The 12,234-nt window shown below is 50.7% G+C and carries 12 protein-coding genes; 2 read left to right on the forward strand and 10 right to left on the reverse strand.

Going from position 1 to position 12,234, the window contains the following annotated elements; translation table 11 throughout:
* Positions 1-27: 27 nt before the first annotated feature.
* Both PHU49_02745 and PHU49_02750 read left to right on the forward strand, forming a co-directional pair.
* Positions 28-261, forward strand: a complete 234-nt coding sequence (locus PHU49_02745) for a hypothetical protein (GenBank protein ID MDD5242914.1) — start codon at positions 28-30, stop codon at positions 259-261.
* 201 nt (positions 262-462) lie between these two features.
* Positions 463-2,559, forward strand: a complete 2,097-nt coding sequence (locus PHU49_02750; GenBank protein ID MDD5242915.1) for a glutamine synthetase III — start codon at positions 463-465, stop codon at positions 2,557-2,559.
* A gap of 190 nt (positions 2,560-2,749) precedes the next feature.
* Here the strand turns inward: PHU49_02750 and PHU49_02755 are convergent, their stop codons facing one another.
* The 10 genes from PHU49_02755 to PHU49_02800 all read right to left on the reverse strand — a co-directional run.
* Positions 2,750-3,553, reverse strand: coding sequence for a hypothetical protein (locus PHU49_02755; protein ID MDD5242916.1), 804 nt, complete (start codon positions 3,551-3,553; stop codon positions 2,750-2,752).
* Between the two features lie 429 nt (positions 3,554-3,982).
* Positions 3,983-4,513, reverse strand: coding sequence for an isopentenyl-diphosphate Delta-isomerase (gene idi / locus PHU49_02760; GenBank protein ID MDD5242917.1), 531 nt, complete (start codon positions 4,511-4,513; stop codon positions 3,983-3,985).
* A gap of 24 nt (positions 4,514-4,537) precedes the next feature.
* Positions 4,538-5,218 (reverse strand): methyltransferase domain-containing protein, encoded by a 681-nt coding sequence (locus PHU49_02765; protein ID MDD5242918.1) that lies wholly within the window; start codon positions 5,216-5,218, stop codon positions 4,538-4,540.
* Between the two features lie 209 nt (positions 5,219-5,427).
* The gene (locus tag PHU49_02770) at positions 5,428-6,705 is read right to left on the reverse strand and encodes a TRAP transporter large permease (GenBank protein MDD5242919.1); all 1,278 of its coding nucleotides are present in this window, start codon (positions 6,703-6,705) and stop codon (positions 5,428-5,430) included.
* Positions 6,705-7,190, reverse strand: a complete 486-nt coding sequence (locus tag PHU49_02775) for a TRAP transporter small permease (protein MDD5242920.1) — start codon at positions 7,188-7,190, stop codon at positions 6,705-6,707. The genes PHU49_02770 and PHU49_02775 overlap by 1 nt, the downstream gene beginning before the upstream one ends.
* A 12-nt stretch (positions 7,191-7,202) precedes the next feature.
* Entirely contained in the window at positions 7,203-8,198 is a 996-nt protein-coding gene (gene dctP / locus PHU49_02780) for a TRAP transporter substrate-binding protein DctP (GenBank protein ID MDD5242921.1), read from the reverse strand.
* Between the two features lie 15 nt (positions 8,199-8,213).
* A complete protein-coding gene (locus PHU49_02785; GenBank protein MDD5242922.1) occupies positions 8,214-9,110 on the reverse strand; it encodes an oxaloacetate decarboxylase in 897 nt (298 codons plus the stop codon).
* Positions 9,111-9,158: 48 nt separating this feature from the next.
* Entirely contained in the window at positions 9,159-9,749 is a 591-nt protein-coding gene (locus PHU49_02790; GenBank protein MDD5242923.1) for an XRE family transcriptional regulator, read from the reverse strand.
* 65 nt (positions 9,750-9,814) lie between these two features.
* Positions 9,815-11,260 (reverse strand): MFS transporter, encoded by a 1,446-nt coding sequence (locus tag PHU49_02795; GenBank protein MDD5242924.1) that lies wholly within the window; start codon positions 11,258-11,260, stop codon positions 9,815-9,817.
* A gap of 3 nt (positions 11,261-11,263) precedes the next feature.
* Positions 11,264-12,234 (reverse strand): acyltransferase family protein (locus PHU49_02800; GenBank protein ID MDD5242925.1); only part of this gene is annotated, 971 nt, incomplete at its 5' end.

The following is a 12,234-nucleotide window of genomic DNA, read 5'->3' on the forward strand; positions in this document are numbered from 1 at the left end:
GCTGACAGCGTAACGCGGAGGTGAACCATGAAAACAATAGTCTGTTGCATGATAGGATGCCTTTTTCTCTTCGCCGGCTTCGGCTGCGAAAGGACCGACAAGGCGGTCGAGACATATAAAAAGGTAAAAGAGGACGCCCGGCAGCGGGCGCAGGAAGCAAAAGAGGGCGCGCAGAAGGTCCTGGAGCAAAGGGCAAAGGAGGCTCTCAAGATACAGGATGATAAGGTGGACGAGCAGCAGAAAGAGGAAAAAGACAAGTAGACCGGAAATGAAAAATATTGCCTTGTAATAACCGGCAAAATGTATTAAGCTAAATATCCAGGCACAATGAAGTGCTCTTTCCTCAAGGTCTTGAGGGTTTTCAATATGCAGAACAAAGTTGTTCAATGAACGTTGGCGTATTACAATTACGACCTGATGAAACTGAAATTTTAATCTTATTTTCAGTATAAGGAGGAAGCCATGGTGCTTACAGAGGTTTTTGGTTCAAGGGTTTTTAATGACAAGGTCATGAAAGAGCGATTACCCAGGCAGGCCTATAAGGCCCTGAAAGAAACGATTGAAAAAGACATACCCCTGCAGCCCGATGTTGCCGACGTGGTCGCAAATGCCATGAAAGATTGGGCGATTGAGAAAGGCGCAACGCACTATACACACTGGTTCCAGCCTCTTACCGGTATAACTGCTGAAAAACATGACTCCTTTATATCTCCCTCTCCTGACGGCAGCGTGATAATGGAATTCTCCGGCAAACAATTGATACAAGGTGAACCGGATGCCTCGTCTTTTCCAAGCGGCGGCTTGCGCGCAACATTCGAAGCAAGAGGGTATACCGCCTGGGATTGCACCTCGCCTGCATTCCTGAAAACAGACGAGGCCGGCAACGTAACACTCACGATCCCTACGGCATTCTATTCATATAACGGTGAAGCCCTCGACAAAAAAACTCCCCTGCTCCGGTCTATGGCAGCTTTATCAAAACAGGCCGTCAGGGTCTTGAAGGCTCTCGGCAATACCACCTCCACGAAGGTGACCTCGACCGTAGGTCCCGAGCAGGAATATTTCTTAGTGGATAAAAAATTCTACGCAGAGCGGATAGACCTGATGCTGGCAGGACGGACGATCTTCGGCGCGCCGGCACCCAAAGGGCAGGAACTTGAAGACCAGTATTTCGGCGCCATAAAAGACAGGGTTTCCGATTACATGCAGGACCTCAACAAGGAACTGTGGAAGATCGGCATTACATCGAAGACACAGCATAATGAGGTGGCGCCGGCACAATACGAGATGGCCCCTATCTTTACAACCACAAATATCGCCACCGACCACAACCAGCTTGTTATGGAAACCATGCAGAAGGTCGCCTTCCGCCACGATTTGGTTTGTCTCCTCCATGAAAAACCCTATGCCGGGATCAACGGTTCAGGGAAGCACAATAACTGGTCACTCTCATCGGATGACGGTACCAACCTCCTGGAACCGGGCAGCACGCCAGGTGAGAACCTGCAGTTTTTATTATTTGTATGCGCGTTGCTCAAGGCCGTTGATACCCATGCCGATATCCTTCGGGCTACCTGCGCGACCGCCGGCAACGATCATCGTCTGGGCGCCAATGAGGCACCTCCGGCAATCGTCTCGATCTTTATGGGTGAGGAACTGACAGAGATCCTTGACAAGATCTCAAAGGGTGAAAAGATCACCGCTAAGGGCGTGCAATTTGTCAACGTCGGCGTCGATACGCTGCCCATAATCCCTAAAGACAACACGGACCGCAACAGGACGTCTCCCTTTGCATTCACCGGCAATAAGTTCGAATTCAGGATGGTCGGCTCGGCACAGTCGATTTCCGGACCAAATGTGGCATTAAACACCATAGCGGCCGATGTATTCGATGAAATAGCCGGCCGTTTAGAAAAGGCTAAGGATAAAAACGCCGAGGCGGGAGCGATCATCAGGGAGATCTATAAAAAACACAGCAGGGTAATCTTCAATGGAAATAATTACGCTGAGGAATGGGTAAAAGAGGCTGAAAAACGTGGCCTGCCGAATGTAAGGAATGCCGTTGACGCGTTAAAGGCATTTATTACCGATAAATCCCTGAAGCTCTTCGAAAAGCACGGCGTCCTCTCTAAAAAAGAGCTCCATTCCCGTTATGACATCTACGTAGAGCATTACGCGAAACAGATCAACATTGAAGCGCTGATAGCGATCGATATGGCGAAAAAGCAATTGCTGCCTGCGGCGATCGAATACGCCACCTTTCTCGCGGACTCGATCAGCAGCTTCAAGACAGTGTCAGCGCCGTTCCCCGTTCAACAGGACATCCTGAAGAAACTGGGTTCGCTGCTCGCATCGTCCTACAAAAGTCTTGAAAAGCTTGAAACAGCGGTTGCAAAAACCCAGGGGATCACCGATACCGTGAAGAGGGCGGAAAACTACAGGGATAAGGTCGTCACGGCAATGCAGGCCCTGCGGACCGATATCGACGCACTGGAGATGATCGTCCCCAGTGATATGTGGCCCGTTCCCACTTACACGGAGTTGTTGTTTAAACTGTAGGTAAAAAAAAGAAAGCCATCAGCTATCAGCACACAGCCGCCAGCTAAAACAAAAAGGCTTCAAGCTGATCGCTGATGGCTGATAGCTAAATCCAGCGACGAGTATCGAGCATCCAGTATCGACTTCTGCATTTCACTATATACGATATACGAAATACGATATACGGTTTGTTGCAGTAGTCTCTTTACGTTTATGGTTTCTCCGGTTCTGTGACGACAATTCGCCAGAAGCCATCGTAAAGCGACACGGTCTTCCAGATGGCCTTCTTCCGGATTACCTTTTGGGTACCCGGTTTGACATACCTGTAACCGCCGGCCCCCTCCTCCTGGCTTACGATGTATCCGACGAGCCCCTTCAGCTCCGGGAAGCCCTGGTATTCGGCGCTCTTCAGGACATTTCTCCTCATCTGGGAGGGATCGGAAGCAAATACGTGCGTGCCGTCCCCCTGAATGGCAAGGATCATAATCTCCTTCTCCATTTTGAGACCTTTTAACGCCTCTTTAATCAGGAGTTCCGGAGTAAAGTATATCCCGACGGACCCGACAAATTCTTTTTTATCGTTCAATACCGGATAGCCGAGGAGGGCTGCCTGTGTTTCTTCTATTCCGATAAAGAGATCACTGAAAACAGGCCTCTTATCTCTCATGATCCGGGCTGTCACAACCTGGGCAGACAGGTTCGATCCTTCATATTTTCTGTATCTTTCAGGCTCTACTATCTCCACTACCCCTCTGGCATTAAGGAAGGAGCAATCGATGGCATATGCCCTGTCTGCGCAGAGATTTTGTATGGTCCCCCTCAAGTCTGAATGCGCATCGAGTCCCTTGCCGATACGGCTTGCTGCCGCGGAAAGACTTTTATCCGCCCCTTTGAGTACGGCAGAGATCCTCTTGACTGCCTCATCAAGGGTGGCCGTTGCGGGGTCAGCGGCAAACAACGTTGTTGAGGCGCCGATAAAAAGCATTATTGATAATACAAGGCTTGCGATTTTCATATACCCTCCTTTATGTCTCCGGCTGCCGCTCATTCCATGAGCCGCAAGGGATAAAGACAGTGTGTGAATTATCTTAGTTCATTTTTAGTACGTGATGAACGACCTGTCAACTGAAAACGTAAGTCGTAAGGCGTAGGTGGGGTGAATCGTGGAACATCCGTAAGGCGTAAGAGGACAAACTGAAGAAACGAGGCGCGAGGAACAAGTATCGTCATCGCGAGGAGCGAAGCGACGTGGCGATCTCATCCATTGAGATTGCCACGCTACGCTCGCAATGACCTATTACCTATCACCTTTCACTGGATTTATCCCCTTAGCCTGTGACTTACGCTTAACGGATTTCCTGGAATTTTCGATATACGATATACGAACTACGACATACGATCTTCATGAGCCGCCTTTCACGTTTCACCTTTCACGTTTTACATTTCACAGCGAACCGTCTTTCCCGTTGATATATTCGAGGACTGCCGGGAGGGCCTGCTTGAACCATGGAGTATATGTGTGCGGCGATCTTTTTATATCATCGAGCAGCGCATCGATCGTTATAAATGTGTGCATTTCGACCTCATTTCTATCCGGCTTTATATCGCCGTCGTATGTCCCTATGAATACATGGTCGATCTCATGCTCGCCATACGTGGAATCATAATCTGCCTTGTAATAAAAAGAAAACAGGCATTCAATGGGGCATGTAAAGCCCAGTTCTTCCTGTAGCCGTCTTGCGGTTGCATCTTCGAGATTTTCCCCTTTTCTTGGATGTGAACAGCAGGCATTTGTCCAGTAACCCGGCCAGGTCTTTTTGGAGTCCGACCTCTTGTGTATAAGCATCTCGCCCTTCGAATTGAAGATAAATATGGAGAAGGCCCGGTGCAGCTTTGCCGGGATGAGGTGGCATTCATCCTTTTCTCCGTAGCCTATCTCTTTATCGTCTTCATCGACAATGATCAACTCGTCCATGGTCTTCTATTAATATCTCGCTCTTCAGCTTCTTATCTTCGCCGACGCGAAGATCATTTTTTCGTGGTTGTCTACCTCTGTGCTGAACGTATCCGAGTAACGGGATAGGAACTTTCTCATGCTCCGTTCGGTGTAATACCTGAGATGGGTCCTGTCCCGCCATGCCTTCTTATTCGGCACGGCGACAAGGATATACGATCCCGGTTCCAGAAACCTGATAACGTTTTCCATTACCTTATCGGGATTGATTACGTGTTCGAAGGTATGGGAGATGATCGCCGATGAAAACCTTCTCTCGAAGGAGATTGACTCCATATCGCCGACGACGAACCGGACCCTGTCGTGACAGTCGGGATATTTTTCAGCAAGGGCCTGCGCCATGTTGACCGCGTAAGATGAAATATCTATGCCGGTGACTGTGCACCCTCTCCTGGCGAGTATAATATCTATTTCACCACTCCCGCATCCGACATCGAGTATCTCATTCTTTAGAAAAGGATTATTTATCAGAAAATTGACTAAGCCGCTGTTTTCCCAGAACTCAACGGTTGAGGCCTCGGGCAGAACCTTTTCTCTGTATACATATGACTGATCGTTGACAAGGACAAAATCAGAGGGCGATATGTCTTTTGTTACGCGTATCCTCGGGTCATCGTCTTCGCGTCTCTTTCTCCGTTTAAAGATGCCGGGCAGCTTCATCCTCATATCGTCCTTTCATTATCGAGTTGGTCCTTGTCGTTTTTGTTTTTCCGAACTTTTCGACAAGTATTCTATATGAAGACCCGTGCCCTTGGCAACAAATATCGGTCCGGTAATTGGTTATTTATCGGAATTCCCCGATCAATTGTCTTTGTGCTCAGCTTTTTGATCATGCTGTATCCTCCTTTCATATATCTATGGGGGAGAGTTGCACGTCAGCCTACGAAGCGGGTAAGCCACAAGCTCAGGTCAGGTACCAGCATCACCAGGATCAACCCCGCCACAAGCATCAGTATGAATGGCCATACGCCCTTTACGATCTCTTTCAGCTTGCCGTCAGAGATCCCCATGATCACGTAAAGGTTCATTCCCACGGGCGGCGTGATAAGCGCAAGCTCCATGTTTATCGTAAAGATGATCCCGAACCAGACGGGGTCGATCCCCAGCTTTTCAATGACGGGGAAGAATATGGGCACTACTATAAGGATGATGGAGACCACCTCGAGAAAACATCCGAGAAAGAGGAGCAGGAAATTGACCAGGATAAGGAACGTCCATTTGCCCAGTTCCATTTCTACGGCAAGATGGACTATCTTCTGGGGTATCTGGTTGATGGTGAGCACCTGGCCGAAGAAGACCGCGGCGCCGATGATCATGAATATCATGGCCGTCGTCTTCACCGTATCCTTCATGATGGCCGGGATATCTTTGATGCCAAGCCGCCGGTAAACCAGGAAGCAGATGATAAAGGCCATGAGGGCCCCGATACCTGCCGCTTCTGTAGGCGTAAATATCCCGAGATAGATGCCCCCGATGATCACCGGAGGCATTATGAGTGAGAGGGATGCACGCTTGAATGCCTTCCAGCGTTCCAGCCATGATGACGGGATATCTCCCTCCAGGCCCGGTGTGCGTGATGCGTAGAACCAACAGTAGATGAGAAAAAGTAACGATATGAGGACACCCGGAACAATTCCCGCTATGAAAAGCTTTCCTACCGATGTATCGGTAATGGCGCCGTAGATGATCATCGGCCCGCTGGGTGGGATCAGTATCCCCAGCGTTCCCCCGGCGGCTACAAGGCCAAGCACGAAGGGTTTTTCGTATTTGTAGCGCAGCATGGCAGGAATGGCCGCAATCCCTATGGTCACGGCCGTGGCCGCACTGGAGCCGCAGATAGCTGCGAATATGGAGCAGGTGACCACGGCGGTCATCGCTATCCCTCCCGGCAGGTGCTTCAGCCAGACATGGACGAAATCGAAAAGATCGTCCCCGACTCCCCCTTTTGTCATGATATGGGCCATGAGCATGAAAAGCGGCACCGCCAGCAGCACGAAGTTGTCCATGGCGGCATACATGGTCGAGGGAAGAGTGGAGAGACTCTGCCCGGTTAAAAGGAGGATTCCTGTGGCGAGGGAGGCCAGCGATATGAAAACAGGAAGCCCCGTGGCGAGGATCACAAGGAGTATTGCGAAAATGATTATTATCTCCATCAGTGCCTCCCCGCCGCCAGCGATATAAGCTTGTTGATAAGTTGGAGGATCAGGATGCCCGACCCCACAGGCACAGCCAGGTGCGACAGAACGAGAGGAAAATCGATGGCGAGGGAGCGGCTGCCCATCTTAAGCGTAAGCGCAACCATGTCGATCCCGTGGTAAAAAAGGATCGACATGAAGAGTATCCCCACAAGGTAGTGGAAAAGCAGCAGGGCCCGCCTTATCCGCGCCGGTGCCTTGGAGATCAGGATGTCGACCCCTATATGTGCATCCTCTTTCAATGTGTATGCGGCGCCAAGAAATACCGCCCAGACCATGAGATAGACCGATATCTCTTCGGACCATCCTATGGGACGGTTGAAAATGTACCGGGCTATTACTGCGTAGCCGACTATCAACGTCATGATGCCGGTAAACACGCCCCCGATAACCGCCGCAAAGCCGGTGACCCTGTCGATAACCCTCTCCAGGAGCCGCACCATGCCATACCTCCGTTATTTTCCGATTTTTGTGATGAGGTCCACGAGTTCTTTGCCGTCCTTGCCGGTCTTTTCGAGGAAGTAATTCAGCACGGGTTTCTGCATGACCTCTTTCCACACCTTTGCTTCCTCTGCCGTCTGAATGTGGATAATCATCTTCTTGTTCCTCAGCTCTTTCACGGCAATATCTTTTGCCTGTTCGCTGTCTTCTATGCTCTTCTTTTGAGTTGCCAGCCCGGCATCCTTGATGATCTTGCGCAGATCGGCAGGAAGGGAGTTCCAGAATTTCGGGTTGACGAAGACGCAGTGTGCAACGGTGAAGTTGTTCGACACGGTCCCGTACTTCTGGACCTCGTAAAAGTGGCGTGCAAGCGCTGCATCAATGCCTGTGAGCCCTGCATCGATGGTGCCCCTCTGCAGGGCCGTATAGACCTCGGGGCCGCTGATGGGCATTGTTGATGCGCCCAGGGCTTCCGAACCGAGGTTCATGATCTTCGATGTCCCCCGCATCTTCTTTCCTTTAAAATCCTTCGGCTGAATCAGTGGAGCATTGTTGGAGGTGTATACGTTGGTACGGCACTGCAATACCCACATGAGAGGCACCACGCCTTTCGTTTCCATTTTTTTGAAGAGTATCGCCCCTACTTCGCCGTTTAGCGCCTTTTCGATCACGGGCAGGTCGGTAATGAGGAAAGGCACAAGAAAGACGTCCATTACCGGAAGGACGCCGGCCCACTCGAAGTTTGTGGTCACTCCAGCCTCGATTGCGCCGGTAGCCACGGCATTGATGACCTCTTTAGGCTTGAAGGCCTGCGCTGCGGGGTAGATCTCCACTTCGACCTTGCCCCCTGTCTTCTGCTCTACCAGGCCCTTAAAGTACTTGATGTCAACGGCAATATGATGGGTCTCAGGCAACTGGTGGGTGAGCCGCATCTTGTATGTAGCTGCGCCGGCAGGCAGCGCCAGCAGCATTGATACGATTACAACCAAAAGCATCTTCGTTGTCTTCATGTCTCTCTCCTTTTCCTATTTATTTGTCTTTTGCAGGATCTCAAAAAGGTCGGCGCAGTAGAACGCCTCTGTTTCTCTCACCTTTGCGAGACCCACAAGAGCATTGAAATCGCTGAAAGCAACCATCTTGTTGATACACCCTGCGGTAGTGCCGGTGGCAGCGAGTTCCTCCAACACTGTTTTTACCCCATAGGCAGCAGCATAGATCGTTGAGAGCGGGAAGGTGGCTACACTGTACCCTATATCCTGAAGTTCCTTTGCAGTGAGGATCGGCGTCTTGCCGCCCTCTACCATGTTTGCTAACATCGGGGCCTTTACCTCTCTGCAGACGCGCCTCATGGCTTCCACTGATTCCGGCGCCTCGATGAATATGAGGTCGGCGCCTGCCTCTTTATACCTGTTTCCCCTTTCGATAGCTTCATCGATACCGTGAACCGCCAGGGCATCTGTACGGGCCATTATCACCAGGTCATCGTCCTTGCGCGCATCAACAGCAGCCTTTAGCTTGGAGACCATCTCCTCGGTTATGATCACCTGTTTTCCTTCCATGTGGCCGCAACGTTTGGGGAACACCTGATCTTCAAGAAAGAGGCCCGCTACGCCGGCGTTTTCGAAGAGCTTTACAGTTCTGGCCACGTTGGTTACGTTGCCGTGTCCCGTATCACCATCGACAAAGACAGGAATATCGACAGCATCCACTATGTACCGCACGTGATCCACCATCTCCGAAAGCGTAAGAAGCGATACATCGGGTTTCGCCAGGAGAGAGCCCGATGCGGGATATCCTCCCAGCGTGACCGCCTTGAACCCCGTCTGCTCGGCTATCTTTGCCGAGAGGGCATCATACACACCCGGCAGTACGAGTATCTTCTCGTCCAGTATGAGCTTCTTGAAATGTGTTGTCTTTCTCATTTTGTCGTCCTCCTTCTTTGGACACGAGGGCTCAGGACAACCTGGCCCTTATCGCTTTGATACAAAAACCACCAATACTTTTGCCGGCTTATTTCCTACGGCCCTGGTATAATGTGGTTTGCTTGATTCGAAACAGTAGCTGTCGCCCTTTTTGAAGGTATGGCTTTCCCCGTTATATAAGAACTCTTGTGTGCCCTCAAGCACGTAGCACAACTCCTGCCCCTCGTGGACTAATGGCTCCAGGGGAAAGTCAGGCCCGATGGTTACCACATAACCGTCCATGAGACGATCCATCTTTTTATCGTTAACCGGCTGATACGTATAGGCCGGACTTCCCGACGGCCTTGGAATGACCCTTCTTTTTGAGGCCTTCATGATTGTAATGGATTGTTTTTCGCCCCGGCTTGCCTCGCCGCTTATTAGGAACAAGACATCGACGCCAAGCACAAAAGCAATTTTAGTCAGGGTGCTGATAGGCGGCTCCCTCTTGAGTGTTTCGATCTGGCTGAGATAGCTCTTGGCGAATCCTGTTCTCGCGGCAAGATCATCGAGTGTAAGCCGTTTTTCCTTTCGTATGGACCTTACGCGCTGTCCTATCGCGGTGCATATCTCTTTTGCCCTTTTTTCCGCTGTTCTCATTGTGAACAATTTTATGCTATTAGTGAACTTTGTCAAGAAAATTTATTATGTATTGTTTCCCGGGGTTACAAGACGGCCTGCCTTTTTTCCCTGATAAACAGGGAGAACAAAAAGGCGGCAAAGGTCACAATGCCTGCCGCGATAAAGGCATGCCGGAAACCTGCAAGCATCATGTGGGGCCGGGTCTGCGCAATGACCTCGAGGGAGATATTGTCGGGGAGTGCTTCTGAAAAGATAGTTTCGAACACGCTTACCCCGAATACAAGGCCAAGACTTGTCATGGTGGTGAATACGCCGGATGCAACGCCCTGTTCCCGGGACGGTGCATGTCTCATTGCCTGGTTGTTGTTTGGAGAGATGAACATCCCGTACGAAAGGGCAAACCATATGAGGAAGATAATGCCGAATATGAGCCCCTGGTATTCCGAGGTAACGGCGAATGTGAACATGCAAAGGCTCCCCGATATCATTGCAGCGGCACAGAGATAACTTGGCCTGATCTTATCGGAGATCTTCCCGGCAACAGGCCCTATGACAACATACACAGCAGAGAAACATAAAAAGATCATCCCTACCTGCTGACTGTTGAGACCTTTTGCGAACTCAAAATAAAAGGGTGTGAGAAAATTGACGCCCGATAACACCATGAAGGCCGCGAAAGCCGCGACATTTGCATACATAAAATTATGGTTCCTGAATAATTCCAGGTCCATCAGGGGGTTTGAAGACCGTTTTTCCCACCAATAGAAGGCAGCGAGCAGCAGGCATGACGCAATAAAAAGCCCCACAATAAAGGCAGATCCCCACCCAAGCTCCTGACCCCTGTTCAATCCATAGGTAAGGGCAAGGAGTCCGAAAAAGCTTAAGCCTGCGCCTGCTATATCGAAACCCTTTCCCTTGGTGCGGACATCACCTGCTGTCGCCTTTTTCTCAGGTATCACCTTCTGCGCGACAAGGACCGCAACGATCCCGATGGGAATATTGATGAGGAATATCCAGTGCCAGGAAAACAGACCGGTTATGAATCCCCCGAGAGGGGCGCCGACTATCAGGCCGAGTGCGGCGCCGGTAGCGGCGATACCGAAGGCTGAGCCGATGATCGTATCGGGCAGATATTTCGGTATGGCGGCGAAGGCGCTGGTCATGATCATCGCCCCGCCAATGCCCTGGAGACAGCGGGAGATGATGAGCATATTGATGCCGGGCGAAAGCCCGCACAGGAGAGAACCTGCGGTAAACACACTATAACCGATAAGAAATGTTTTCTTGAGTCCGATGACGTCGCCGAGCTTGCCCGTAATGAGCATTGTATTGGTCTGGATCAGGAGGTAGCCCAGCATCACCCAGGAGACGTCGCTCGTTCCTACATTGAAATACTGGGAAATAGCAGGCAGGGAGATATTCACGATGGAACCGTCGAGCTTGGACATAAAGGCGGCAAAGGCAATGCTGATCGTTATCCAGCGCTGTGCCGACCTATCGGTTACAATCTCTGTATTTGCCGTATCCATCCCTTAGAGTATCCTTTTCGCAAAGGGCAGCTTTCTTATGACGTAATGGCATACGAGAAAGCAGAGCGCGCTGCCGGCAATGAACGCCGTTATGAACTTCAGGAAGGGGTTGCCGCTGAGGATGTCTCTGGTGAGATAGGTGTAGGCGACGATAATGGGCGCATGAAAGATAAAGACCGCGTATGCATCCTGAGCCATCCCTTTCACGACCCCCGGCTGCCCATTGAAGAACTTCCTGAAGATATAGGAGAGGCTTATCATGCTCCCGACAGCAATAACCGTTTCCACGTACGTTGCCAGAAGCGTCCTCAGGGAGAGACCTCCTCTGAGAAAAGAAAGGCTCATATGCGACGACCATGCAACGATAACAATGATACAGTATGCGAGGACCGCTGCCGCCGTGATCATCGACCACCTTTTGCCTATGGGTTCTGTTATGCCCTGGAGCCAGTTATTGCGGTACGCCACGACCCCTGCGGCAAAGAACGCTACATATCCCGTGTAGTTGCCGATCCGCAGATGAAAGATCTCCCTTTCTGTGGGAAAATAGATGCGGATCACAAAGGTCGCTGCGGCGAGGACAAGGATGGAAACGATAATAACCCTGTCCCCGGGAAACGACATGCCCTTGTTTTTCGATGCATCAGAAGGTTTTCGCAACCGGCGCCACAGGGAATACATGATCGAAAAGACCAGGAGCACCTCTAAGAACCACGCAGGTCCCGGCGCAACGTTCTTCAGAAGGTATATGTTCTCCCAGAAGGAGTATTGTACGGCGAGGGTCTCCCTGTTCATCATGTATACGATCGAAGGTCGTATCAGGAGTGCAAAGATCGCAAGCGGTATGCCGATCCGGATAATCCGGTCTTCTATGAATCTTACGGTACCTTTGCGGTCGTACGAGCCGGGCGTGAAGTATCCGGTTATCATAAAGAAGCATCCCAGCACCCATGTCCTGTTCACGCTCATGAGCA

It is taken from the genome of Syntrophorhabdaceae bacterium (genome assembly GCA_028713955.1).
Classification (GTDB): domain Bacteria; phylum Desulfobacterota; class Syntrophorhabdia; order Syntrophorhabdales; family Syntrophorhabdaceae; genus UBA5609.

Bases quoted from the DNA above. Each gene is read 5' to 3' on its own strand.
- dctP (MDD5242921.1), bottom strand. From the start codon at position 8,198: ATGAAGACAACGAAGATGCTTTTGGTTGTAATCGTATCAATGCTGCTG.
- PHU49_02775 (MDD5242920.1), bottom strand. From the start codon at position 7,190: ATGGTGCGGCTCCTGGAGAGGGTTATCGACAGGGTCACCGGCTTTGCG.
- PHU49_02770 (MDD5242919.1), bottom strand. From the start codon at position 6,705: ATGGAGATAATAATCATTTTCGCAATACTCCTTGTGATCCTCGCCACG.
- PHU49_02790 (MDD5242923.1), bottom strand. From the start codon at position 9,749: ATGAGAACAGCGGAAAAAAGGGCAAAAGAGATATGCACCGCGATAGGA.
- PHU49_02785 (MDD5242922.1), bottom strand. From the start codon at position 9,110: ATGAGAAAGACAACACATTTCAAGAAGCTCATACTGGACGAGAAGATA.
- idi (MDD5242917.1), bottom strand. From the start codon at position 4,513: ATGGACGAGTTGATCATTGTCGATGAAGACGATAAAGAGATAGGCTAC.
- PHU49_02755 (MDD5242916.1), bottom strand. From the start codon at position 3,553: ATGAAAATCGCAAGCCTTGTATTATCAATAATGCTTTTTATCGGCGCC.
- PHU49_02795 (MDD5242924.1), bottom strand. From the start codon at position 11,260: ATGGATACGGCAAATACAGAGATTGTAACCGATAGGTCGGCACAGCGC.
- PHU49_02750 (MDD5242915.1), top strand. From the start codon at position 463: ATGGTGCTTACAGAGGTTTTTGGTTCAAGGGTTTTTAATGACAAGGTC.
- PHU49_02745 (MDD5242914.1), top strand. From the start codon at position 28: ATGAAAACAATAGTCTGTTGCATGATAGGATGCCTTTTTCTCTTCGCC.
- PHU49_02765 (MDD5242918.1), bottom strand. From the start codon at position 5,218: ATGAGGATGAAGCTGCCCGGCATCTTTAAACGGAGAAAGAGACGCGAA.